Genomic DNA, 23,786 nt, shown 5'->3' with positions numbered 1-23,786 from the left:
AAACAGACTGTCATGCTGAGCCTGTCGAAGTATAAGTCTGTTGTGATGATTTAGATTGGCTCTGTGTTCGTCTAGCGCTACAGCCTGTCTTCTCGCTAGATTCATTCGCTGGATGAATCATTCACGCTCAATCCCGCTCGAGCCGCTGGGCTTTTACTTTCTTCCTTAGATGAAGAAAGTAAACAAAGAAATCAAGCCAAAATCAATCCAGCCATCCCACATGGCCTACACGTGATTTTGGCAGACGCCCGAAACAAAATCTAGGTCAATTCGAGCTTGCGAGAATCACGAGGGATTAAGCGCATGCCTCAGCGTATGAGATAAATCGAACACAGTGAGGTTCACGAGGGGTTGTGCGGCATGCCTGAGCGTATGAGATAAATCGAACGCAGTGAGATTCACGAGAGGCTGTGCGCATGCCTTGTGCGTATGAGTAAAATAATCACTCCCAACACAAATCGCCGCACTCTCGGTATTTTGCCTTTCCAGCACGTAAATGAGATTCTACTTAACATAATAAAGATCCTAAACCTAACTATTGGCAACTACAAAAAATCAGCTGGTAATTGAGGTATTGCCCCGTTGGAAGATGCTACAAAAGCTGCAACCTTGTTTGCTTTTTGACCTGCAAGCGTTAGATCCCCATGCGTTAAATAGTCACTTACAAAAGCTGCAGAAAACGCATCCCCAGCTCCGATGGTATCCTTCACTTGACAAGGTTCAGCCGGAATGTGTAGATCAACATCCTTTGTCATAATCTGACATCCTTCCTTCCCAAGCGTGACAATCATTATTTCAACATTCGGAAATCGATCCTTAACCAATTTCCAAAATTCTGATGGATCACCTGACTTGCTATCAAATACCAGGCTCGAGACCACCTCAACCTCTTCATCATTCAACTTTAAAATGGTGCATTGTTCAATAGATGAAGTGATCGTTTCAGTGGAATAACAACCTTTACGTAGGTTTAAATCACAAAATATATGCTGGAAAGAGCCATGGACAAATAGTTTGGCAAGCGTATCACGACTTTCTCGACTTCTTTGAGCTAAGGTGCCAAAATAAAAGACGTCATATTCACTCAATAAACGGGTGTCAATTTCATCAAAACTAATGTAATCGTAGGCAACTTTTTCAATGATTTCATACCGTGGTTGCCCATTATCTAACTTAACCTGTACTGTGCCTGTTGGTGTTTCTTTTAAAACCTGAACAAACTGCGTATCAATTGATAGTTTGGAAAGTTCTTGCAAGGCCTGTGTTCCTAGCCGGTCTCTCCCGATAGCTGAAATAATGGAGGGATTATTTCCTAATTGAGCGGTATGCGCAGCAAAGTTTAATGGCGCTCCGCCAAGGTGTTCTTTCTCCTCAATGATGTCCCACAGTATTTCACCGAAAACAAGAATGTTCATTTGCTAGTCTTCCTTTAGCGCTTCTTTAATTAAAACCAAAGTGGCCCCATTGATTAACTTTTCCCCGTTAATTTCCACCAATGGAAATGTGACATATCCATCGCTCCGATGTTTATTCAAAACAGCAATCATTTCACTCTCTTTCTCCTTATTTTGCTCTACATCGTGAAACTGATATTCGATTTTTGCACTATCTAAATCCTTTTTAAGATCAATACAATGATTGCATGAATCACTTCCATAAATAACCACCTTATTGGTCTGCATGGATGCAAAGGCAAATGCAAAGAATATCAATGCGAGAAAGGTTAATTTCTTTAGGCTCATAAATATTGATTTGAAACTTTAAGCCTCAACGCTAAAAATCCCGCAATTAAAAATGAAGTTCCTGCAAACAGAATGGCATTGATCGGGTTGTCATTTAGCAAGTGCTTTACAATAGGTCCAAATGAAAGGGTTTGAATGAACATTGGGATGACTATCATCATGTTGACAATCCCCATATAAACTCCTCTCCTTTCCTGAGGTATCACCTTAGAAACCATGGAGTATGGCACACCCATCATGGTCGCCCATCCTATACCAAATAGAATCATTGGAAAAAGTAATAACCATTGATCTTGAATAAATGGTAGCATAAACATGGCAATTCCTGTAAGAAAAAGGCTGGTAACGTACACTAGCTTGTTTCCAACTTTAGCTGCGATCGGCACAAGAGCCAAGGCTACTATCATCGTTACAAAATTGTAAGTTCCGTTCATCAGGCCTGTTTGAGCCAATGCTTGTTCAGACATGTTTTGTATGCGCTCTGCAAATCCCAAATCTGCTGGAATAATGTCACCGCCTGCCATGCAGGTTTCTTTAATGCCTTCAAGTTTCGTTATGTCTTCATTGCTAATTCCAAACATGCTTCTTCTCAACATGGGCGTTATGAACTGCCAATAGATAAAAAGTGCATACCACTGGAACAGGTAAACAAGCGAGAGATCCTTTAGCAACTTTGGCATGTCACCAATCGCCCCCACAATTTCTTTGAATGGTTCCGAAATCCTTGTCCCAAACGGCTTGCTGTTAAATTCTTTTAATTCAGCTAATTGCTTCTCAGACGGAGGAATGGCCGGGGTAGTAACTACCGTCCATACTGTTGTAATAATTGAAGCGATAGCGCCTAGAAAAAATGAATAGTATACCCAGGTAGGAATAGATGAAACAGTCTCACCAGTAGGGTCGCAGATACTTGAACTCACGCTTGGATCGCTAAACCAATCCTGGAACATAAAGATGGAGAAATTGGCTAACGTAATACCAGCGCCAACAAATAAGCTTTGCATTTGAAACCCATAGGTAAGTTGGTCATCCGCCAATTTATCACCAACAAACGCACGGTAGGGTTCCATTGCGGTGTTATTGCCCACATCAAGAATCCACAGCAGCCCAACAGCAAACCATAATTCAGAACTATATGGAAATGCAAAAAGGCATAGGCTGGCCAAAATGGCTCCTATCATGAAGAACGGCTTTCTCCTACCCCAGCCAGGTATCCAGGTCTTATCAGAAATTGCACCAATGATTGGTTGAATAATCAGGCCTGTTACGGGTCCGGCAAGATTTAGTAGCGGTAAATCAGCATGATCGGCACCTAAAAAGGAGAAGATTGGATTCACGGCCGTTTGCTGGAGACCAAAACTGAATTGGATGCCGAAGAATCCTACGTTCATGTTCCAGATTTGCCAGAAATTAAGTCTTGGTTTCTTAAACATCACTCTTAGCTTCTATTTCTTGAAAATTCAGAAATTCGGTATTATTCCCATCTTCATATGAGATGGAAAAAATTCCATTGTGTAAGTCCACTTTTAATTCAGATATGAATTTGCCATGCTTCCAAGATACATGCAGCACTTCAGAATCACTTTCTTCCAATTGAAATTCACCTTGAAAAGATGGATGCTCATTTCGAAATTTTATCAATCGAAATAAGGCTTTTGCAACAGGTTGCCTCAACCTTTCCCTGACTTCATCTGAACTGTAATAGCTCCTATTTATATCCCTTCCTACATTCGTGTTTGATAGCAGATCCATGTCGTTAGTACCGGCCAATAAACCCATGTAATAAATCTGAGGAATACCCGGACTGAATAATTGAATTGCGCGTGCCACAAGGTATTTTCTATCATCTCTTGCCAAAGCATCATAATACGTACAGTTTACCTGATAAAGGTCCAGGTTGGAGGCTGCAGCTCCGGTTGCTTTTTGGCTTTGTCCTTTTGAGTTTTCATGAATAGTTTCTACCAGCTTATCCAGTTCTTCGTTACTCAGTAAGCCCTCTTTATTCCCATTGGAAGCAACGTCCATCACCCCTATTCCATCATGCGTATCCAGCACCGTAATACAATTCCTTGGACTAATAGACCACCAATGTTTTAAGCGATCAAAATTCTGTGAAATGATACTATGCAAAACAAGTGGCGGTAATGCAAAATCATAGACATAATCAGTGTATTTGGCAATCTTGATTTGTTCATCATAATGAGCATGAATCTCAACCAACACCTCAATACCATGCTTGTGAGCTTTTTCTACAACCTTCTCTATGAAACTATACGTTTCGGGTATCATGAAACATGAAGTGCCTGCCTTTTTTATTGCGTACCCAACGGCATCAAGCCTGATGGTTTTGATTCCATTTTCTGCAAATACTTCTAAAACCGAATTGACATATTCTTGGCCTTGTTCAGAATACATATCAACGTCAATCTGTTTGTGGCTGAAAGTTGTCCAGAACTCTATATGCTCCCCGCTTTCCAGTCTCCTTAGGGAGAAAGGTCTATTAGGTCTGGGCCTGTAAATTTTATCTATATCTTCTTCATTCGGTAGGCCTCCAAAAACCTTATCTTTAGTAAGGAAGAGTTCAAAGTATTCAGATTTGCTACCTTTCTCGAGAACATCCTGAAATTCCTTTGACTTGTCCGAAACATGATTGATGATCAAATCAACAATAGTCGGAAAATCATTCGACAAATTTTGAACATCATTCCAGGAACCTAAGCGTGCATCTACAACCCTATTGTCATGCGGATCATATCCAGCATCAGCTCCGTCAATTGGAAAGAAAAATGGGAGTAAATGTATCCCTTTAACTACATCTGACAGTTCCTGCTTAACAAGACGATGAAGGCTGGCTATATCACCATCACCAAACCTGTCCGCATAGGTAATTAATTGAACCTTGTTATTCATAGTGGTAAAAAAGGGTGGCTAAGCCACCCTATCAAATCAATGTATCAACCAACTATTTAGAACGTAAGATTGAGACTGGCCATTATTGATCTTCCGGCAATTGACCTGGCTCGAATGTAATTCGTTGCATTCTCAGTGATCGATCCTTCCTCTGATTCTGTAATACCAATGGTATTAGTCAGATTGTTAGCATTTAAGGAGAATACCAAGCCTTGAGAAAGTTGGGCTGCCACATAGGCATTGACAATCATGTACCCTGGCATGATTAAATCGTTATTATCCTGAGCATATGCTTTTGTCTGTCCAATTAAGCTAAGCCCGATGGCATGACCACCAGAGAAATTATAAGAAGGCAGCAAATTGTATTGCAATGCAGGTTGTCTCCTGGGTGTATTCCCGATATTGGTGTTTCCATCATTATCTACAATTTCTGCATCTACATAAGTGATTGCACTTCTAAAATCAAGGGCATTGAACCTGAAATTACTCTCAATTTCTAATCCATATGATCGGTAATCATTACTCAAAACACGCTGAGTGGTAGCCTCAACACCTGCTTCTTCTTCTGTTTTAGCATAGAATCCTGTAACAAAAAGACCTCCATTATTAAATCGTTTTTTATATCCTACTTCCGCTTGAAACAGTGAGTTCTTAGGAGCTCCATTTTCCAGATAAGGTCCACCCTGATGCCACGTTGCTCGTTCTCCATTGCCGACATATCCCTGACTGACACGTCCAAATACGGCATTATCTGAGGATAGTAGATAGTTTGCGCCAAAAGAATAACTGACATAGTCATAAGAGTAATTAACAATCTTAGCATTAGCATTGTCTACGCGAGAAACACTTCTTTCTGGAGCATCTATTGTGCCGTTTCCATTGATATCAAAGTTCGCTACTTGCTGACTTGGTGTGACCAAGCCCGCAACCCTCACTTTATCATATCTAACACTCGCATCAATGTTTAAATCATCGGATACTTCGTAAGATGCACTTAGATATGGAGCTGTCACATCGTAATTCGTATTGTATTTACCAGTACAGCAGTTACCCCATAATGGCACTCCATAATTAACCAGTCCGTCATCGGTTACATCAGCTCCATTGGCATTAACATTTACCAGATCAGCATCTTCACCAACTTCCATCAGGTAAGTGTTCCACAGCCAAGACATCTCTATATTTTGATACGACTTGAAAAGGCCAAAAGTAACCCCAAGCTCTCCAAAAGACTTCTTGAGTTGTGTATCACTCATGAAATTGTTGAAATTCTCAAGTTCTACATCGAACAAATGGATGCGCTGAATAAGACCGTTTGGAGTATCACTAAATGTGCTTCCATTTGCAACTCTATTCATTGTGTATGGCAAAACGGCACCTGCTGCAGTTGTATCTCCGTTTGCTATTAAAATAGGCTCTACAATGCTTGCGGTAGTTCCCACCTGAGCAGTAAAAGGAGCCACAAAACGGCCACTATTAAATGCCATACGTGAATTGCTTGAGATGGTCCAATCATTTGGAAGATCGAACTCAAGGTATGCGCCAACTGTATGCGTATTGGTATGAAGTCCATCAGAAATATCAACATTTCTTGCATTTCCATCAGGTCCTAGCCCAAAATTTTGTTGGAAAAAAGGAGTTTGTAAACCATTGGACACAGCATCAAACCCAGGAACAGATTCCCATGTTGGGTCTGAGTTTGTCCCACTCACTTGGATGGGCATAGGCATATACGCTGCGGTTCTGTCATTGAGCATTTTATAATATACTCTTGCTAAACCTTTATCGAAGTACTTGGTCAGATTTGCCTTGATCTGTCCTCCTTGATTGACGGTGTGATTCGCATTTCTAGGACCCTCACCCTGTCTGAAAAATCCACCAATATGAAAGGATGTGTTGTTGCCAATCGGAGATCCGTATTCAAAATCTGTTCTTATTGAATTGTAGTTAACACCGAATGAGGTCCCAACACTTCCTCCTTCAACACTCCCGTTTTTAGAAATGAAGTTGATAATACCGGCAGGTCCATTACTTGTAGTTGTCGCTGCTGACCCACCTCTAATGGCTTCAATTCGAGCAATTGTCTGATCTGCTCTTACGTATTGATCTTGTGTGCTAAATGCAATATCGCCGTAAAGAAGCACAGGGAGACCATCTTCTTGAAGTTGAAGGTACCTTGATCCACCAGCAGATATTGGGACACCACGAACGGTAATATTGGTATTGCCATCACCTGCAGAAGCTTCAGCCTTAATACCCGGAATGGTTCTGAATATTTCTGCCGTTGTTCTTGGGGCAGACTGTACAATTGTCTTTGGATTTAATGTAGTAACAGAAACACTTGATTCCAGCTTAGATTTAGGGTTTACAACACCTGTAACTACTACCTCATCCAAACCTATCATGTCAAGTTCTAACTGGAAGTCCTGACTCACATCGCCAGATCCTAATGTCACTGGCTGTAAAATTGTTTTATAGCCTACAAATGAGATACTTAATACATAGTCTCCACTTAAACTAGTTGAAAACGCGTAAGTTCCATCTATTCCTGTGACACTTCCTTGAGAAGTCCCCTGAATAACTACTGTTACACCAGGAATTGCTTCACCAGTCTCGTCTGTGATGGTTCCTGAAATTTGGGTTTGCGCAAAAGTGCTTGCAATGCACCCTAGAAAAACTACAATCATACCTATCAATCTAAGGAAGGTATGAGATGGGTTTGTGATTAATATTGTTTTCATTGTCATTTTGTTTCGTTCTCTAATTTTTGAATATCTCATATTGTCCTTATAATATTTGGCTACAATTGAAGTATTCATAAAAAAGAGCGTTCAGATTGAAATTATTTGAAAATTTATTGTGTTTAGCAGGACTAAAACAATAGATAGAAACATTATATGTGAACGAAAACGTTAACGTTATCCATTTCGCTATATCAAAAAATTTTAATTTAGAATCATTCTAAATAGCAATGTGTGGGTTTTACCGTAAATTTCGGAACAGCGATATATGACTAAACATAGAATTACTCTCAAAGACATTGCTGAAAAGCTTGGAATCACCGTTACAACGGTATCCAAAGCATTAAAAGATTATCCCGACATCAGTGAGGATACGAAAAAGAAGGTTCACGCATTAGCAAAAAAATTGAATTATCAACCAGACTCCCAAGCAGTTGCACTTCGAGGAAAGGGATCAAAGACCATCGGACTGATTATACCTGAAATTGTCCATTATTTCTTTTCTAGTGTAATCAATGGCATAATGAACCACGCTGAGTCAAATGGCTATCGAGTGCTTATAACTCTTTCGAATAATAGGCTGGAAATGGAGAAGAAGCAGGTGAACTTATTATTTAGCACCAAGGTTGATGGAGTTTTAGTCTCATTAACTAATGAAACTAAGGGCACAAAGCACTTTGACATTCTTAAAGAATATGATATTCCAGTTGTCATGTTTGACAAAGTAGACAATAAATTTCATTGCAATAAAGTAACCATTGACGATTGCTTAGGTGGTTATAATGCAACAAAGCATCTTATTGATTCGGGTTGTCAACGGATCGCTCACATCAGGGGTCCCAAAAAACCCTTGAATTCCATTGGAAGGTTTGAAGGATATAAAAAGGCATTAATTGAAGCCAATATGGTGTTTGATCCTTCGCTAGTTAAAGAATGTACAGAAGTTGTATATGATGAAGGGTATCAATTTTGTAAGGAGTTATTAAAACTACCTAAACCCCCAGATGGAATATTTGCAGTTACGGATCAGGTGGGTGTTGGTGCCCTGAATGCATTAAAGGATGCAAAATTGAATATCCCTGAAGACATGAAAATTGTTGGTTTTAGTGATTCTCAAATTGCACAGGTTTCACAGCCACCATTAACCACCATCCATCAACCCGGATATGAAATTGGAGAAACTGCAGCAAAGCTACTTATTGAAGATATTGAACTAAGAAAAAAGGATCCTAATCACATGTTTGGTTCTAAACAAATAGTACTTGACACCCACTTGATCAAAAGAGGAAGCACGTAAGAACTAAGTAAGTATTACCTGCAAATTAAGTAGGGATTTAGTGTGATAGCTGCATACATTCAGTTTTTAGCAACCTCACTCCCATGCCTTAAAAAGATGGAAGAGTGCTCGATCCCCCTAAACTATTAATCCCACCCTGAACCCAAAGCTATATTAACCCCGACGCTACGGTCGGGCCAGACATAACGCAGGCCATCAACGAACACATTATGTGTTACCAATAATAGACATTATTTCAGTCCGCGTAGGATAAATAGCTATGAACGATTGAATATCGTATCATATTGCTATTTAGCATTCAGATTTACTTTGAGACTATTGAGGTTCACTCCACTAAAGGAATGTATCGATAAAAACTGGCAAAATCCCCTATGTATACGGCACCTCCAATAATAAAGGCATCAGCATATACCAACCTCACATAATTACTGTAAGGCGATGAACCCAGGGTACTCCATTCAGAAGAATCCAGATTATATGTTCTCACATCATTTTCGCCAACGATATATATGGTATTATCAATACCAAATGGTAATCCAAAATTAAATGGACTGATTGTAATCAACGACCAATCATCCCCTTCTATATCATACTCGAAAATTCTGCTTTTACTAAGAACGTACTTTTTATTGCCCATAGCAAATCCTTGCGATCTGGAAAATTCAAAATTTGGATGATCCGCTAATTGATGCCACTTTCCTAGTGGATTTCCTCTTACATCCGAACCATTCGATTCATCGGAGGGATTAAATTTCCAAACTTGGTTGTTGCCATACCCCCCTCCAACATAACCTTCATTGTTGTAAGAAAAAGAGAAAAATCCTCCATATTCCATAACAGGTAAATCACTTTTCTGAGTCCATAGATCAAGTTCAGTATCGTATTCCCAGGTTTCCTTACTGTGTGAAAAAGCAGTTACATATATTTTATCATTAATAACAAATGCAGTTCCGTCAAATCCGCCGGTACCTGGATATGAGCTCAACTCCGTCCATATGCCACTTTGTGTATTGTAAGAATGCCACGATCTGTTCACACCATCATCCATTCCTATACCATAGAAATACTTACCTTCATGTGCAACTCTTATTGGTCTATCAAGGTATTTATATTGCTCAGGATAATTTAGCTCGACCCAGAAATCACCTTTTGATGTAGTAATACTAAACTCTTGACCGTATAAAACTTCATTATTGCCCAGTTTGACAAATACTTTAACAAAGTATATTGAATTTAGGTCTAAATTCTCAGCGCGAGTTTCAATGGTAGTTCCAGCGGATATTTTTCTATTGACGTTACTAGAATCTATCGAAATGATGACATTATCAGCCTCGATTGTAGGGTTTGATTCCTTAGATAAAATAATGCCTGACGTCAATACTTCAACTGAGGTGGCATCTTCTATAATAATATTGCATTTCACTTCAAACCAATCATCAATTTGTTCAGGGGTTATGAAAGGAGATATAAATGTTATTTCAGGAGAGAAGATGACCTCTTCATCATCGGTACACCCTTGAATTACTAAAATTAAAATGAAGATTAATAGAATGTTTTTCAAAACAGTAGTTGTGATTTAATGTGATACTTATCTTAAAACAATTTGCCTAAAACAAATTTATTACAATAAGCTTACATGTCTCGGTCTTACCCCTCATATTGCTATTTAATATGATATTTCCTACAAAGAACATCATACACACAATTGCGTTTGAATACCTATTATTCGTAATTACATTTGCTCCATGGCTTCTATACAATTATATAGTTCATTTGATGAGTTGAAAAAGGATCGACTGGAGCGATCTCTCACTCAAAAGGAGAAGCTACGTCAAAAAAGAGCTGCACTTAATAAAATCAAAAAAGTAGTTTCTTAATCTTCAAGCCTATCTAGTAAATGGATAAAGATCTGGCGGGATTGCTCTGCATAAACAAACGATCCATCATTATATAACTTGCGAACGTTTTCAAAACAAGATCATTGATTATGAGGCGAAAAATTCCAGAATCAACACTTCCCAAAATAATCCGCTCGCAATTGATTACTCCCGAAGGCATGCAAAAGTTAAGGGACGAACACGATCACTTGTGGCGAGTTGAACGTCCGGACATTACCGCGAAGGTCTCATGGGCCGCAAGTTTGGGAGATCGTTCAGAAAATGCCGATTACCATTACAACAAAAAGCGTCTTCGAGAAATTGATAGTCGCATACGCTATCTGAGTAAATGTATTGACAACTTAAAAGTTGTAGACTACCACCCAAATCAAGAGGGAAAAGTGATGTTTGGTGCATGGGTTGAAATCAAAAACGAAGCGAAAGGTCTTCAAAAGCGATTTCGGATTGTAGGTTACGAAGAACTCATCGGTAATAAAGATTATATATCCATGGACTCCCCCATGGCTAAATCGTTGCTTAATAAAACGGTTGGAGATGAGGTGGTAGTTAATACCAAAATGGGTGATTTTGTATGGAAAATTCTTAAAATAGCGTATCAGAAGTAGGTTAACCAAAATAGATCTCAGACTATTACAGGATCATTTTTTAACTAATTTCTAGCTTGGTCGGGCTATCCGCGCAGCAAGGTAGCTTGCCACGTACTCATTGAATCAGTCCAATTCCTTGTAGTGCCTTTTCTCTAGCAATGAGGGCACATTTCCTAAATAAAACCGGTGCAGTCTTTTGACCGTTTTCAGTGGCTGACATGGATAATAGTCGAGCTTTCCGTCGGGAAATGGTTTGATCAAGGCTTTGGCTTCCTCCGGACTTCCATGTAACCAGGTTTCATCGTCCTTTTTATCAACGATGAACATCATCCGGGACTCAGGAGTGTAAGGCTCCTCATTACGAACCCAGGCTACTTCCTTATTAGCAGGTCCTGTGACCAATGTTACCGTGTTCGTTTCCACTTCATCGACAGGATCTGTAAATGTTTGCCACAATCCGCCAACCATAAAGGGTTCTTTGGTTTTCAGTTGGATATAGAAAGGGAATGTCTTATCACCCTTCTTATACTCATCAAAAAAACCATCCAGCATCACCAGGCATCTTCTAGATTCTGCAGCACCCCGATAAATACTTTTTTCTGTAAAAATCCTATCGTCTCTCGCGTGAAGGGTTTTCATAGGCTTGCCATTAATCTTGGGTGCAAATTCAAATGGCATAAATGGCCAATGCACGAAATTGACATTTTCAGGATCTTCGTTCAGTATGACTGGAAGATCTGGTTCATCCATTCCGGAAACGTGATAGTAGGGAATGCTTTCTTCTAGCGCCTCTTCCCACATATCTGTGTTTCCATAGCGTTTGGCATATAGTTTGGCATTTTTGGTAGAATGGGAAATATCGTGACTCACAATGCGAAGTTAGTTAGACAATTCGGATTGACAATTACTTAGAAGTTAATGCAAACACACTCTTATGATTTTTGGTTCTATCTTTCAGAATTAACACATAACTACAATCAATTGTTTCTAAAAATCGGAGAGATTATTTGCTGCTCTCCTTCCTTCCTGGTTACATTCCTTACTACCGCATGGTGTTTCCGTGTTTCCTTATTCGAGAAGGTATTTAACCTGATTGTTATTCATCACCTTTTCATTTAGAAAAGTGAAGAAATTGAAATCAAGGAACCTTCTGCAGGCTTTTAAAATTCAAATGAAATATTTAACGCAACGGAAGTTTTAACCTTTTCTAATACTTTAGAATACGCTGATCACCTTGTTTGGGATTAAAGATGATAGGACAATTTTATATACAAAACAATTAACATGAAGGTGATTATAGGCAAAGTAGAAATACTGCAACTGTTTTTAGAATATTGCCTATTAATAATTCAAATACCTGAAATCACCTTCTTCAACACCTATAAAATACCAGATGATAAGCAACATAATCAGGTATGTGATTGCCGTCAGAAAACCGGCAATCTTTTTGTTAAAGAAGCGTGTGAAAAACGTGTAAATAGTCATTTAGTCAAGTCCAACAAGTATCAATAAAATTCTAAAAGATTCGCTGACTGATTCTTCCTTCACAAAGGCAAAGCTAAAAATGACGAAATGAAGTGTGATTATTCTTCCAAATATTGAATAAATCTTCATTGCTCCATCAGATAGTTTTCTGCCAAAATACTTATCCTGCAAGTTCCAAATTACAATTCCTACCCCATGAAACGATCCCCAGAGAATGTATCGCACTGATAATTCATGCCAAAGTCCAAGCACAAGCATAGATGCAATAATGGCAAGCCATGTAAGCCTTGAAAACGAAGCGACGGGCATAAAAATATAATCTCTACACCAATTAGAAAGGGATATATGCCACCTTTTCCAAAAATCATTAATATCAGTAGCCAGAAAAGGGAAACGGAAGTTTTCCATAATACGGATACCAAAAAGCATTGATAGACCAACTGCAATATCTGAATAACCTGCAAACTGCAGATATGAATTTGCTGTGTATTGAAAGCACTCTAAATAGTTTACAATCCAGGATTGCTCATCTTCAAAAGATCGAATGAAAGTGGAAAGTTTTGCATTTACTAAGAAGTTTCCAAGGAAGGTAATTTTTAAAAACCCAAACAGAATCCGTTCCATTCCATTGGAAAACAGCTCGGGATTCCATCTCCTTCGTTTCATTTCTTTGGACCAGTCTCCAAGTCTGATGATTGGGCCAATAATCATTACCGGAAGAAAAAACATGAAGGTCATGAATGACTTCAGGTCTGTATTTCGCAAATTCCCCTTGAATGATTCAATGGCATAATGAAGTAACCGAAAAAGATAGAAAGACATCCCAAGCGGAAGAGATGCACTGAAGGAGCCTTCTTCAATTGTTACGCCAACCTTGAAAATGATAAACAGGAAGCTAAGAAGAATGAAACTTAAGCTGAAATAGAAATTCCTTCCTGATCCTCGTCTTAACAGGTAAAATGTAATGATACTCGTTGTTGCAAGTATTAGTAGGGAAAATACATCATGTAATGAAAAGAAAACAACACTTCCAGCTATGACGACAAATGGTTGAAGTTCTTCCTTTACTGCCCAATAAATACCAACTGTTATTGCCCCAATTAGAACATAAATTAGAAGTACTTGCATTTAGTGGTTACTATTTAATTAACAACAACCTCCCCCATCGTAAAAGAAGGTGCTCTCGCTAACATAGATGTCTTCACTACCTGTTGCTTGCAAATTCCCGGCTGTCTTATCGCACACAGATAATGGTTGATTGTACATCAATACATGCCCTGCGTGATCATCAAAGTATTCTTTGTCTCCTGTGTAGATAGCTGTACGGCCTGTGAAAACACAAGGACCATCTTCCGGCATTGGATCTTTTATCGCGCATACTTCTACACTTTCAATATGAATCGGCTGATCTGTATCATAATGTTTAGAATCGAGAATGCGATAAGGACGTTTGGCTCTTATTTCAACTGTTCCAAATCCAACCTCAGTAATCATGTCAATGTATTGCTTGAGTGGAAGGGCGCCACTTAGGCATAGTCCCCTCAATTCAGGATCATTTTTAAGGTTTTCAGGCATGACATCCTCACTGATCGGGTCAGATAATACCAATCTGCCATGTGGTTTCAGAACCCTGTACATTTCCTTAAGTGCTTTCTTTAAGTCCTCTTCATGAAAGATGTTGAAGAGACAATTCTGGGCAGCTACATCAATGGATGAATCCTCTACTGGCAGGTTAAGTGCATCACCTTTTCTCAAGCTGACAAAATCCGATTGGAACCAATCATTCGTTTGTTCTGCCTCCTTGAAATTCCTTTCACATGCTTCAAGCATTTCATCTACTACGTCTACTCCTACTACACCTTCTTTTTGTCTGCTGAAGTACGAAAACTGCAACAGTTCCATTCCTCCGCCTACGCCAACATATAAAATCTTTGGATCGTTGATCAAGTCTCTTGGGTGTACCGTACTACCACAGCCGTAATTCATCTGCTGCATGATCTTTGGGATATCAAGTCCGGGGAAAGCCCAGATTGGTGTAGTAGTACAGCAAAGCCCTACATCTGGGGTTTCTGCTGCTCTCTTATAAATGTCTTTTGTGGTATCTAAATATGCTTCCATAGGAATTATTTGTAATGTCGTGAGAGCTAAATATTCTCGCCAGCTAAACTAGTTTAATTATCATACGAAAGATTGTATGCTTGTGGATTTACAAGGAAAACTTGAAGTCAGTGTCGGCTGATCGTCAAATCAATTTATTTGAACCTTGACTGTGCTTTTACTATCTCTGTCAATTAGCTTGAGAAGATACGTACCAGTAGCAAGATCAGAGACATCAATTAACCGGTTGGTTTGGTTTGATTCACTTCTAATAACCCTTCCCTTGATGTCCATCAATTGATAGTAAAAAGGCACCTGAATGTTTTCTAAATACAACTGATTAGAGGTTGGATTTGGAAATACAGTTAGATTGTCTCTCACTTTCGTGCTTAAAGTGAGAGATCCAGGTTGAAGAATTCGTACCTGATTGGCCGAAAGTTTAAGATCAAAGCTTGAAATGTTCGACACATCTATCCGTGTTGATGCATCTAAATAGTCAACCATTGCTTGATTTTCGTCCATAGGATTTAATTCTGATGTTGAAATCGTTTCTGTAGCTTGAGTATCACCATAGTTAATCATTATCAATAATTGATCATCTTCAAACTCCCTCCAGAAGGCCAAAACTGAAGCATTTTTTGTAACAATTTCACGGTACACTCCTTTTTGTAATGCCACTTCATTGTTCCTCAAATTAATTAACCGTCGGTACCAATTAAATAATGAGCTTCCATCCTGCTTTGCTACTTCTACATTATGTGTCGAATAGTTATCAGAAGGTGCATTCCATGGAGAGCTCTCTGAAAAACCAGCATGAGAAGCATTGCTCCAGGACATAGGTCGTCGGATATTTTCATCTGGCTTGCTTCCCAGCATTCCAACCTCCTCACCGTAATAAACAAAAGGCACTCCCGGTAAGGTAAGGTATGTTGCTGCAATTAGCTTGACCTTATCTTCATCAGAAGACAACTCATCCATGATTCTGTTTTGATCGTGATTAGTGGCAAATGATGCAAATTGATAATAAGGATAGCTGTTGATGACTTTGTTTATTTGATTGCTTACATGGTAAGCATCTCCGGTTTTTACACTGTTCAACATCGCTGAACTTAGATCAAATTCAAAACAAAAATCTAACCCATCATTTACGACATAAGGCACTACTTTTTCTGTGCTTGTCCATGCCTCTCCTACAGACAAGGCATCCGGATTGGATTGTTTGGTTATTGCAACCCATTCTCTCCAAAAGGCATGCGTTTCAGGTAAGTCTTCCAACTGATTGCCATCTTCATAGATATATTTAACTGCATCAAGTCGATAACCATCGATTCCAATTTCTTCCAGCCAAAATCTTGTAATATCAAACATCTCTTCCTTTAATGCAGGTTCTTCATAATTCAGGTCGGGCATACCACCCCAAAACAATCCATAGTAATAGGGACTGCTACTGCCATGCCAAACATTCTGACCCCACGGCCCTGAATATGAGGGTTTTGAGTCAGACCAGCGATACCAGTTTCTTTTAGCAGAACTTGGTGAAGATTGAGATTCCTTAAACCAGTCTGTTTCTGTGGATGAGTGATTCAATACTAAATCAATAATGACTTTAATTCCTCTTTTATGTGCTTCATCCAGGAAGTTTTTGAAGTCATCAATTGAACCGTAATCCGGATTAATGGATCGGTAATCGTTTACATCGTATCCGTGATAACTTGGAGAATCATGAATTGGCATTAACCAAATACCTTCTACCCCTAAGTCAGTTGAAGTTGTAGGATCGCCATCATTTAGATAATCCAGTTTTTCGGTTATTCCGTTAAAATCTCCTATTCCATCACCATCACTATCATAGAAACTTCTAACAAATATTTCATAGAAGGTGGTTTCGTTCCACCAAGCCAAATCTTCAGTGGATTGCTCTTCTACTTTAATAAAGTCTTGTAAGATTTTCTCATCTTCTGAAAAGCTATTGGATACTCTAAGTGTGACATCATAAGTGCCTGGAGTGTCATAGGTTACAGAAACATTACTTTCCACAGAGGTGTTGGGTGTACCTCCCTCAAAAACCCATTCTACATCGTCTATCTGACCTTTTGATTCATCTGAAAAGAGGATGGATCCACCTACATAAGTAAATGAAGATGATGACCCGATATTAGCTACCGCCGGACCTGTTGCAGGTTCTTCATCGTTATACCAGAATGAAAGTGTTTCGTCGCTTGAGCCGACAATGTGGGTTCGGTTATTGCCTGCTCCCGGAAATTCTTCCCGATCATCCCATTGTCCATTGTATCTAAACTTAAACTCTATGTTTTGTCCGTTGCTAAATCCTTGAATAGTAACTGACCAAATACTATCACCGTCAGAATCATTCAGTTTATTCAGTGTTGAACCCCATTCATTGAAGGTTCCAGCTATGTCTACAAATTCATTTTCAGGGTCAAAATTCGCCTGCTGTATTTGGTAGGACATATTAACCTCAAAAGTGATTGAGACACTTTGGGCTTGAATGGCAAAGAAGGATAATAAGAAGAAAATGATGAGGGGTGTTCGCATTAGTCAAAAATAGCGACACACACCTACTGAAACATCTTGGTGAACTGCTTTTCCACGCAAACGATTCCGATCAAGAAATTGAGTTTCTCACTCTTCCGGTGTACTCACGTAATGCTGTTTTGAAATCAACTCCGTTTTCTTCCATGCTTTGCATAATCTGTATCGCAGCATATGCATGCGTCAATTGTTCTCCTTCGTCATCACCCGGAATTTCAATGTTTGGCTGTTGCTCAGCGGCTATTGCAGCCTCAGCATTTTCCAAATCTTCTTTTGTGTACTGCTCTACAAGCTGTTTTATGGCTGGTATTTTCATTTAAAGTTCGCTTATTAGGTCAACGACAGAATCTTCTTTACTGGTGGCTTGTCCACCCACTAGTTCACCATTTTTGAAAGCTGCAAAATATGGCAAATTAGTAACGCCAGCAAGCTTCCTTGCTTCAGGGCTATTTTCCGCATTAACATCTAAAAACGTAACATCAGAGAAGCGATCATCTTCAGAAAGCCTGCGAAACTTTGGTGCAAATAAACGACAGCTTCCACACCAGTCTGCAAAGTATTTTACAACCACTTTATCATTGCTTTTTAGCGTATCCTGAAAATTTTCGTCTGTCTTAAGCTCTACTGCCATTCTTGAATGTTTTTGATGCAAAACAGCAAATTAATTCAAAATGTTTCGAAGTGTTGGCTTTCTTTGCGAGAGAAAATCATTTCAGACCATGGCGCTCAAAACTTTCGTTAAAATCAGCAACATTAGCAACCTATCCGATGCTCGTTATTGTGCAGGAATGATGGTTGATGTACTTGGGTTTAATATTGACCCGACATCAGATTCACAGGTAAGTGAAGAGGATTTTAAGGAAATAACCGAATGGGTCGCTGGCGTTAAGTTTGCGGGAGAATTTCATGGAGCAGACCTGAATCAAATAAAAGAGTCAGTCAAAAAATATCCTGTTGATTATGTAGAAATTCATTCGTTGGATTTGGTCGAGCAGGTTCACCTTCTTGGAAAACCTATCATATTCAGGCTTTCAATTGAAGATGAAAATGAATTATCCAAGTTAAAATCGAATCTTAGTTATTTGGATGAACTGGTGAAAATGGTGGTAGTTCAATCCAGTAATTCTACTCTTACCGATCAGATTGATAGTCAAATTGGATACTACAACGGGAACCTTAAACTTCTGAAAGGGTACGGAATAGCAGAGGATAAGAACATGGGCAACTATCCCGGGCTCGCACTTGAAGCTACTGAAGAAGATCGACCGGGATATAAAGACTATGGACAGATTATGGACGTTTTAGAGTTGATAGAAGAAGATTAACTTTAAAATCAACAAAACGTTACTACCATGCTGCGCACACTTTTATCGCTCTTCATTTTGATTGCAATATTGTTTTCATGCTCAAGCAATGATGGAGATGATGCTTTACCCGATGACGATCCAATTGATACGAATGACGACACCTTCATTGATACGTTTGATGGATCAGGTGATTTAATAGATTATACAACAAACAATGCTTCTGCTCTGCCTAATGTTCAACGCTTTGAAGGCCGTTATAAAGCTGAATTAACTGAAAATTCACAAAATCAAACCTTGCATTTTAATGAAGAACAAGGAAGACTAGATGCTAAACGTGTAAGCTTTCCTTTTGAGTTTATTGCAAGAAATATTGGTATAGGAACCTTAACTGATTCTCAAATTGCTCCTGCTCATGAAGGTGAGCAGTACAATTTTGCCGGAGTTCAAGTACATGTCCTTGAGCTATCAGATCCCAATTCTGCTCATGTGGTAGTTGGTCACAGAGGAAATACCGGCTTTACAATTGAAGGTAAGAACACCTTAAATGGATCTTCGTCGGTGAATGACATTGGAGCCAACACAGTATCAGAGGGACGAGCTGATATTCGTATCGTAGGCAATGAAGATCGAACGATCACGGTATCCTGGCAAACTCCCAACTTAAACCTTGCTAACCAACAAGATGAATGGATATTATACAATGGTACCGGCAATATGCCTGGTGAAGCTCCAACATTCGGTTCGGAAGTTTATGTTGGCTTGATTACATATGCCTTCTATACGGAAGGTGTTCCTTTTGTTGGTACGTGCGATCAAATTGAAATAACAGAAAATTAAGTCAACCCTTTCTTAGTGAGACATGAAAGGTAGTGCCTTGTCCTAACTTTGTATCGAATGTAACAAACCCTCCCATTCGTTCCGTAAAGAGCTTGACAATAGAAAGACCCAAGCCTAAAGACTCTTCGCCTTTTGTTGGTTTGGCACTCAATCGTTGATACTTCCTGAATATTTTCTTCTGGTCGTCCTCTGATAAGCCAGGTCCTTGGTCTTTTACTGAAATTCTTATCATATCATTGACAATCATTGCGCTTATTTCGACAGTAGTTTCTTCATCACTGTACTTGATTGCATTTGATAATAAGTTATCTATAACCTGAGTGGTATAAACTTTGTCCGCTTTCACATTCAAGTCGGTAGAAATATCCTCTGAAAGAGTGATGTTCTTGGTTTTTGCTTTCGCTGAATTGTCCTCCAGGGCTCTTGAAATAATCTGATGGATAGGAAATGATTCCAACTGGACATTATGACGACCAGTTTCTATAGCATCTACATCCAGTATTTTATCAATGAGCTTATTTAGTTTTTCCGATGACTGAATAATGAACCCAATGATTTTACTTCCATCGTCAGAGAGATTTTCTCTCTCCTGGATAATCTGTGAGCCATTTAAAATATTTGATATGGGTGATCTAAGGTCGTGAGCTAATACCTGAATAAGGTTGTTCTTTTCCTCATTGATTGAGCGTAGTTGACTATTTCGTTCCTCAATCATCTTTTGTTGTTCCAAGAGCTGCTCATTATTCCGAGATTTAATCTTATAGAGTAAAAAAACTAACAGAATCACCACCAAAGCAACCGCAATTATGGAACTGAGTATTGTAGTAAGTTTAGTTGATTCCTGATCTTTTCGGGCGGCTTCTAAAAGCATTTCGTACTGGGCTTCCTTTTCCCTATTAGAAAGCACTATCTCTTCGAGAGGTCCCATTTCTGCCGTCTTAGAGATTCGGTTGATGATTTCGGTTGCATTGGATCCCAGAAACTTGGTGATGATTTCTTGTCGGTCCTCCTGGAACCGGGCACTATTGAAGTAGTCGTTCACCGGAATAGTCCAATCACTATTTTTAGGAAAAACCATTGCCAGTCCTTCAAGTTTCACAGGAAAAAGAAACTGTCTTTTAACATTAGAGCTACTTTCTATCGCCACCAAAAAATTTGCTATATCCACATAACCAAATGTGTTGGGGTTATCATTTATATAATCAATAATGTTCCCACTGTTTTTGACATACCTAATATCAAACGTTATGTCAAGTTGACCTTTCAGCTTTTGAAGCGATTCCACCAGGGTAGTATTCCGAATTGAAACGGCAGAGCTTTCTTTCAAAATACTAGCAAGTTGACTTTCTGATAGCGCAATAGGCATGCTGGCATTAGATACCAAAACGGCAACATCTGCCATGTATGGTTCAGTGAAATTATAAACCCTACTTCTATTAGGAGTAATAGATATGGAAGAAGCTCCGAATGTGCCTCCAGAGCCATCTTTTACTGTATTCATTACCTCGTCAAAGCTTTTGGTTTCAATCCACTGTAGCTCAATGTCAACGTTATACATAGCTTCAAGGTATGATACAAAAGAAACAGCCAGGTCATGCTCTATGCCATCTATAATATCCCTTGAATTTGCAATGATGACATTGTTGGGATACCAGTAAAACTTAACCACTCCCTTGCCTTCGCTCACTATTTTATTCCAGCTATCTCCATTGGCGTAACCTGTCTGGAAACCCATTACAAGTAAAAAGATCAAAATGAATTGCTTTCGCATTTGTGCTGATTGATTGTACCAAAAATATAGGTCATGCATGAAAGGATTAAGCCATAATCCGACATATAAACCTATAAAACTACGAATGTTAGTTCTTGTTAGATGAAGTAATGCTAATCAAGGATAAAATGGAATAAATTGTATCGCTGATATCCAATTGAATCAGAAAGGCGCAAAGAATGCAATGAATTTGAAAAATATTAACCTGAATATTCGATACTGGCACTGATATGCTTGCGTATCATTGATTAGTTTTATCCCATGCCTCTGGAGTCTTACTCAGCACTTGATTTCGAAACAGCTACGTGGAACCCGGCGAGTGTTTGCCAGGTAGGGATCGTGCGAATGGAGAACGGGGAGATTGTTGAAAAAGTAAATAGACTGATTCAACCCCCAAAGAATGAATACTTCTATAAGAATATCGAGGTTCATGGTATAAAACCGGAGGACACAGCAGACGCACCACTTTTTGAAGAAGTGTGGTTTGACTTTAGGCATTTAATTGAAGATCAGGTGGTCGTGGCTCATAATGCCAATTTTGATGTCAACTGCCTAAGGAACAGCCTGGCATACTATGATATCGTCCAACCAGATTTTGAAGTACGATGCACGCGAGTTATTTACAGGCGAGGACTTGCCTATCTGAGTAAAAAGTACAAGATCCAACTCAATCATCATGATGCTTACAGCGATGCTCATGCATGCGCTCAGCTTTATTTGATGCACCTGAGACGTCAGGCCTTACCAAAGACGGGCACTTTGTTTTAATCACCAATCAACGGTAATCCCCGGATCTACCACCTCTCTCCCACCTCTATCTTTCATTCGAGCGGGTATGCTTTCTTTGATCGTGTTTATTAAAGCATCAAAAAGATGTTCTTTTCCACTAAGTTTTCTGCTGACAAAGCCAATTTCCCTGATTTTATCGTCTAAAACAGCCAGGTGCTTTTCCTGATCAGATTCGAGACTCAGAGTGGTCAATTCCGGAAGAATGGTAGCTCCTCCATAATGATCAACCATTCGAATCAATGAGTCAATACTGCTGCACAGATACTTTAGCTTGGTAGTAGATTTAATGTTTTTGTATGAACAGATATCATTTACCTGATCTCTAAAGCAGTTACCTTCCTCCAACAACCACAAGTTTTCTATTTCAATATTGGAAATGCTGTAGCTTTCTGATGACTCAAACAACTCATCATTCTTGTAGAGAAAGAATGACTCATAAAATAGCGGGTTCACTGCAATTCCTTGTCGCTCTATGGGTGTGGAAATGATCCCGCCATCAAGTTCACCAAGTCTGATTTGATGGAGGATTTGCTCCGTCAGCTGCTCATGCACCTCTATGGTAATTGCCGGGTATTTATTGGTGAAGTCATCGATAAACATTGGAATAAGGAATGGAGAAAGCGTGGGGATCACACCTAATTTGAGTACGCCTTCAAATTCATTGCCCAGGCTAATGGCATAAGCTTTCAATTGCTTACTAGCTGAAACGATCTCACCGGCACGTAAAAGAAACTTGAGTCCTTGTTCAGTAGGCTCTATTTTCGATTTGGAGCGGTCAAAAAGGGATATCCCGATTTCATTCTCCAGGTTTTTGATTTGAAGACTAAGCGCCGGTTGGGTCATTCCCAGTGACTTTGCGGCATGAGTGAAAGATCCTAGTCGCTCCAATGTCAGCGCGTACTCCAGTTGCTGTAGATTCATAAGAATATTTAATAACCTTATTAAAGTCATAAATATATCATATCACAACTTCGCGTCAAATTCAAATAAACAATAACGCAATGATAGATTTAACAGAAGATAACTTAGCAAATGTGATCGAGGAAAACGATCAGGTAATTGTACAATACGGAGCAGCGTGGTGTGGGAATTGCCGATTGGTAAAACCAAAATTCAGAAGATTGGCAGGTGAAAATGAGGGAGTGAAATTTATCTATGTAGATGCTGAAAAACTACCAAACTCCCGTGCATTGGCAGAAGTCAAAAACCTTCCAACATTTGCCGGATTTAAAGGTGGTCAGCTGGTTGCAAGCAACGCCGGAAATAAAGAGGACAACATAAAAGAAATACTAGATGCGATTACCAATAATTAAGCATACCCTTGATTTCATCGAGCAGAATGATGAGGATTATGTGGTAGAGGCTGTTGAACTGCTGGAACACATGGCTGAAGCCAAGGGTATTAAAGATGAGGAGCTGGACGTCATTGGTGAGTTACTGTCCAATTTCTATGGCTCTCTTGAAGTGGCAAAAGCCATTAAGGAAGGCAAACCTAAGAAAGAAGCTATGAACGAATTCATGGAGCGTGTAATGGGATCAATCAACTGATTGTTCCTTATTTATATACATCCGTAATCTTGCAGTTGCAGAAATAAATTCAGCATGACAATACTCAGTCGTCCCACCACTCAAAGTGGTTAGACGACTACATGGGCTATAAATACTCGCCTATTCAAAGGGGGAATATCCCCTTGAGGGGATTATAGGGGTGTTTAATTAAGGTAATTTTCATAGCGAATTATACTATTTGTAATGTCATCCAACTTTTGAGA

Annotated in this window: 23 protein-coding genes; 9 read left to right on the top strand and 14 right to left on the bottom strand. The window is 39.2% G+C overall.

Annotation, left to right across the window (positions count from 1 at the left end; genetic code table 11):
• Positions 1-545: 545 nt before the first annotated feature.
• The 5 genes from CHB71_RS04940 to CHB71_RS04920 are packed head-to-tail and all read right to left on the bottom strand — an operon-like array spanning position 546 to position 7,393.
• Entirely contained in the window at positions 546-1,415 is an 870-nt protein-coding gene (locus tag CHB71_RS04940) for a carbohydrate kinase family protein (RefSeq protein ID WP_089355793.1), read from the bottom strand.
• Between the two features lie 3 nt (positions 1,416-1,418).
• Positions 1,419-1,742 carry a glutaredoxin family protein gene (locus CHB71_RS04935; protein ID WP_089355792.1) on the bottom strand — a complete coding sequence of 108 codons (324 nt, stop codon included), beginning with the start codon at positions 1,740-1,742 and terminating at the stop codon, positions 1,419-1,421.
• On the bottom strand, positions 1,739-3,175 hold the full coding sequence (locus CHB71_RS04930; protein WP_089355791.1) for an MFS transporter: 1,437 nt from the start codon (positions 3,173-3,175) through the stop codon (positions 1,739-1,741). Before CHB71_RS04930 ends, CHB71_RS04935 begins: the two co-directional genes overlap by 4 nt.
• A complete protein-coding gene (gene gtfA / locus CHB71_RS04925) occupies positions 3,168-4,652 on the bottom strand; it encodes a sucrose phosphorylase (RefSeq protein ID WP_089355790.1) in 1,485 nt (494 codons plus the stop codon). The genes CHB71_RS04930 and gtfA overlap by 8 nt, the downstream gene beginning before the upstream one ends.
• A gap of 56 nt (positions 4,653-4,708) precedes the next feature.
• A complete protein-coding gene (locus tag CHB71_RS04920) occupies positions 4,709-7,393 on the bottom strand; it encodes a TonB-dependent receptor (RefSeq protein WP_179213312.1) in 2,685 nt (894 codons plus the stop codon).
• Positions 7,394-7,661: 268 nt separating this feature from the next.
• On the opposite strand from CHB71_RS04920, the gene CHB71_RS04915 reads away from it, so the two are divergent.
• Positions 7,662-8,690: a LacI family DNA-binding transcriptional regulator gene (locus tag CHB71_RS04915; protein ID WP_089355789.1), complete on the top strand. Its 1,029-nt coding sequence runs from the start codon at positions 7,662-7,664 to the stop codon at positions 8,688-8,690.
• Positions 8,691-9,015: 325 nt separating this feature from the next.
• On the opposite strand, the gene CHB71_RS04910 is transcribed toward CHB71_RS04915, so the two are convergent.
• Complete coding sequence (locus CHB71_RS04910; RefSeq protein ID WP_089355788.1) at positions 9,016-10,251, bottom strand: Kelch repeat-containing protein; 1,236 nt, start codon at positions 10,249-10,251, stop codon at positions 9,016-9,018.
• Between the two features lie 184 nt (positions 10,252-10,435).
• Here CHB71_RS04910 and CHB71_RS19075 point away from each other — a divergent pair, with 184 nt between their 5' ends.
• Together CHB71_RS19075 and greB are read left to right on the top strand one after the other, a co-directional pair.
• Positions 10,436-10,567, top strand: coding sequence for a hypothetical protein (locus tag CHB71_RS19075; RefSeq protein ID WP_262485919.1), 132 nt, complete (start codon positions 10,436-10,438; stop codon positions 10,565-10,567).
• Between the two features lie 110 nt (positions 10,568-10,677).
• Positions 10,678-11,193: a transcription elongation factor GreB gene (gene greB / locus CHB71_RS04905; protein WP_089355787.1), complete on the top strand. Its 516-nt coding sequence runs from the start codon at positions 10,678-10,680 to the stop codon at positions 11,191-11,193.
• A 105-nt stretch (positions 11,194-11,298) separates the two neighbouring features.
• Here greB and CHB71_RS04900 read toward each other — a convergent pair whose 3' ends face one another.
• Positions 11,299-12,045 carry an SOS response-associated peptidase gene (locus CHB71_RS04900; RefSeq protein ID WP_089355786.1) on the bottom strand — a complete coding sequence of 249 codons (747 nt, stop codon included), beginning with the start codon at positions 12,043-12,045 and terminating at the stop codon, positions 11,299-11,301.
• Between the two features lie 414 nt (positions 12,046-12,459).
• Between CHB71_RS04900 and CHB71_RS18790 the strand changes: the two genes are divergently transcribed.
• On the top strand, positions 12,460-12,687 hold the full coding sequence (locus tag CHB71_RS18790) for a hypothetical protein (RefSeq protein ID WP_179213311.1): 228 nt from the start codon (positions 12,460-12,462) through the stop codon (positions 12,685-12,687).
• Here the strand turns inward: CHB71_RS18790 and CHB71_RS04895 are convergent.
• The 5 genes from CHB71_RS04895 to CHB71_RS04875 all read right to left on the bottom strand — a co-directional run bounded on the left by CHB71_RS04895 (position 12,661) and on the right by CHB71_RS04875 (position 17,941).
• The gene (locus tag CHB71_RS04895) at positions 12,661-13,788 is read right to left on the bottom strand and encodes an MBOAT family O-acyltransferase (protein WP_089355785.1); all 1,128 of its coding nucleotides are present in this window, start codon (positions 13,786-13,788) and stop codon (positions 12,661-12,663) included. The two genes, CHB71_RS18790 and CHB71_RS04895, sit on opposite strands and share 27 nt — an antisense overlap.
• An 18-nt stretch (positions 13,789-13,806) precedes the next feature.
• Entirely contained in the window at positions 13,807-14,778 is a 972-nt protein-coding gene (gene arsM, locus CHB71_RS04890; RefSeq protein ID WP_089355784.1) for an arsenosugar biosynthesis arsenite methyltransferase ArsM, read from the bottom strand.
• Positions 14,779-14,907: 129 nt separating this feature from the next.
• The gene (locus tag CHB71_RS04885; RefSeq protein ID WP_089355783.1) at positions 14,908-17,313 is read right to left on the bottom strand and encodes an alpha-amylase family glycosyl hydrolase; all 2,406 of its coding nucleotides are present in this window, start codon (positions 17,311-17,313) and stop codon (positions 14,908-14,910) included.
• Positions 17,314-17,383: 70 nt separating this feature from the next.
• Positions 17,384-17,626 (bottom strand): DUF6952 family protein, encoded by a 243-nt coding sequence (locus tag CHB71_RS04880; protein ID WP_089355782.1) that lies wholly within the window; start codon positions 17,624-17,626, stop codon positions 17,384-17,386.
• Positions 17,627-17,941 carry a thioredoxin family protein gene (locus tag CHB71_RS04875; protein WP_089355781.1) on the bottom strand — a complete coding sequence of 105 codons (315 nt, stop codon included), beginning with the start codon at positions 17,939-17,941 and terminating at the stop codon, positions 17,627-17,629.
• 88 nt (positions 17,942-18,029) lie between these two features.
• On the opposite strand from CHB71_RS04875, the gene trpF reads away from it, so the two are divergent.
• Both trpF and CHB71_RS04865 read left to right on the top strand, forming a co-directional pair.
• On the top strand, positions 18,030-18,635 hold the full coding sequence (gene trpF / locus CHB71_RS04870) for a phosphoribosylanthranilate isomerase (RefSeq protein ID WP_179213310.1): 606 nt from the start codon (positions 18,030-18,032) through the stop codon (positions 18,633-18,635).
• A gap of 27 nt (positions 18,636-18,662) precedes the next feature.
• A complete protein-coding gene (locus tag CHB71_RS04865; RefSeq protein WP_089355779.1) occupies positions 18,663-19,454 on the top strand; it encodes a hypothetical protein in 792 nt (263 codons plus the stop codon).
• 1 nt (position 19,455) lies between these two features.
• Here the strand turns inward: CHB71_RS04865 and CHB71_RS04860 are convergent, their stop codons facing one another.
• Positions 19,456-21,225 (bottom strand): ATP-binding protein, encoded by a 1,770-nt coding sequence (locus CHB71_RS04860; protein ID WP_179213309.1) that lies wholly within the window; start codon positions 21,223-21,225, stop codon positions 19,456-19,458.
• A gap of 261 nt (positions 21,226-21,486) precedes the next feature.
• Between CHB71_RS04860 and CHB71_RS04855 the strand changes: the two genes are divergently transcribed.
• A complete protein-coding gene (locus tag CHB71_RS04855) occupies positions 21,487-21,993 on the top strand; it encodes an exonuclease domain-containing protein (protein ID WP_089355777.1) in 507 nt (168 codons plus the stop codon).
• Here CHB71_RS04855 and CHB71_RS04850 read toward each other — a convergent pair whose 3' ends face one another.
• Positions 21,994-22,935 (bottom strand): hydrogen peroxide-inducible genes activator, encoded by a 942-nt coding sequence (locus CHB71_RS04850; protein ID WP_179213308.1) that lies wholly within the window; start codon positions 22,933-22,935, stop codon positions 21,994-21,996. It abuts the gene before it with no gap.
• Positions 22,936-23,015: 80 nt separating this feature from the next.
• Between CHB71_RS04850 and CHB71_RS04845 the strand changes: the two genes are divergently transcribed.
• Together CHB71_RS04845 and CHB71_RS04840 are read left to right on the top strand one after the other, a co-directional pair.
• Positions 23,016-23,327, top strand: a complete 312-nt coding sequence (locus CHB71_RS04845) for a thioredoxin family protein (protein WP_089355775.1) — start codon at positions 23,016-23,018, stop codon at positions 23,325-23,327.
• A complete protein-coding gene (locus CHB71_RS04840) occupies positions 23,308-23,562 on the top strand; it encodes a DUF6952 family protein (protein ID WP_089355774.1) in 255 nt (84 codons plus the stop codon). Before CHB71_RS04845 ends, CHB71_RS04840 begins: the two co-directional genes overlap by 20 nt.
• The last annotated feature ends 224 nt before the right edge of the window (positions 23,563-23,786 follow it).

Source organism: Ekhidna lutea (assembly GCF_900188325.1).
Lineage (GTDB): Bacteria > Bacteroidota > Bacteroidia > Cytophagales > Cyclobacteriaceae > Ekhidna > Ekhidna lutea.
Note: the sequence above shows the minus strand (reverse complement) of the source record. Positions and strands in the feature narration are given on the sequence as shown.

What these genes read in the sequence shown, in the direction of transcription:
- CHB71_RS04940 (WP_089355793.1), bottom strand. Translation starts at nt 1,415, where the DNA reads ATGAACATTCTTGTTTTCGGTGAAATACTGTGGGACATCATTGAGGAG.
- CHB71_RS04935 (WP_089355792.1), bottom strand. Translation starts at nt 1,742, where the DNA reads ATGAGCCTAAAGAAATTAACCTTTCTCGCATTGATATTCTTTGCATTT.
- CHB71_RS04930 (WP_089355791.1), bottom strand. Translation starts at nt 3,175, where the DNA reads ATGTTTAAGAAACCAAGACTTAATTTCTGGCAAATCTGGAACATGAAC.
- gtfA (WP_089355790.1), bottom strand. Translation starts at nt 4,652, where the DNA reads ATGAATAACAAGGTTCAATTAATTACCTATGCGGACAGGTTTGGTGAT.
- CHB71_RS04920 (WP_179213312.1), bottom strand. Translation starts at nt 7,393, where the DNA reads ATGAAAACAATATTAATCACAAACCCATCTCATACCTTCCTTAGATTG.
- CHB71_RS04915 (WP_089355789.1), top strand. Translation starts at nt 7,662, where the DNA reads ATGACTAAACATAGAATTACTCTCAAAGACATTGCTGAAAAGCTTGGA.
- CHB71_RS19075 (WP_262485919.1), top strand. Translation starts at nt 10,436, where the DNA reads ATGGCTTCTATACAATTATATAGTTCATTTGATGAGTTGAAAAAGGAT.
- greB (WP_089355787.1), top strand. Translation starts at nt 10,678, where the DNA reads ATGAGGCGAAAAATTCCAGAATCAACACTTCCCAAAATAATCCGCTCG.
- CHB71_RS18790 (WP_179213311.1), top strand. Translation starts at nt 12,460, where the DNA reads ATGAAGGTGATTATAGGCAAAGTAGAAATACTGCAACTGTTTTTAGAA.
- CHB71_RS04895 (WP_089355785.1), bottom strand. Translation starts at nt 13,788, where the DNA reads ATGCAAGTACTTCTAATTTATGTTCTAATTGGGGCAATAACAGTTGGT.
- arsM (WP_089355784.1), bottom strand. Translation starts at nt 14,778, where the DNA reads ATGGAAGCATATTTAGATACCACAAAAGACATTTATAAGAGAGCAGCA.
- CHB71_RS04885 (WP_089355783.1), bottom strand. Translation starts at nt 17,313, where the DNA reads ATGCGAACACCCCTCATCATTTTCTTCTTATTATCCTTCTTTGCCATT.
- CHB71_RS04880 (WP_089355782.1), bottom strand. Translation starts at nt 17,626, where the DNA reads ATGAAAATACCAGCCATAAAACAGCTTGTAGAGCAGTACACAAAAGAA.
- CHB71_RS04875 (WP_089355781.1), bottom strand. Translation starts at nt 17,941, where the DNA reads ATGGCAGTAGAGCTTAAGACAGACGAAAATTTTCAGGATACGCTAAAA.
- trpF (WP_179213310.1), top strand. Translation starts at nt 18,030, where the DNA reads ATGGCGCTCAAAACTTTCGTTAAAATCAGCAACATTAGCAACCTATCC.
- CHB71_RS04865 (WP_089355779.1), top strand. Translation starts at nt 18,663, where the DNA reads ATGCTGCGCACACTTTTATCGCTCTTCATTTTGATTGCAATATTGTTT.
- CHB71_RS04860 (WP_179213309.1), bottom strand. Translation starts at nt 21,225, where the DNA reads ATGCGAAAGCAATTCATTTTGATCTTTTTACTTGTAATGGGTTTCCAG.
- CHB71_RS04855 (WP_089355777.1), top strand. Translation starts at nt 21,487, where the DNA reads ATGCCTCTGGAGTCTTACTCAGCACTTGATTTCGAAACAGCTACGTGG.
- CHB71_RS04850 (WP_179213308.1), bottom strand. Translation starts at nt 22,935, where the DNA reads ATGAATCTACAGCAACTGGAGTACGCGCTGACATTGGAGCGACTAGGA.
- CHB71_RS04845 (WP_089355775.1), top strand. Translation starts at nt 23,016, where the DNA reads ATGATAGATTTAACAGAAGATAACTTAGCAAATGTGATCGAGGAAAAC.
- CHB71_RS04840 (WP_089355774.1), top strand. Translation starts at nt 23,308, where the DNA reads ATGCGATTACCAATAATTAAGCATACCCTTGATTTCATCGAGCAGAAT.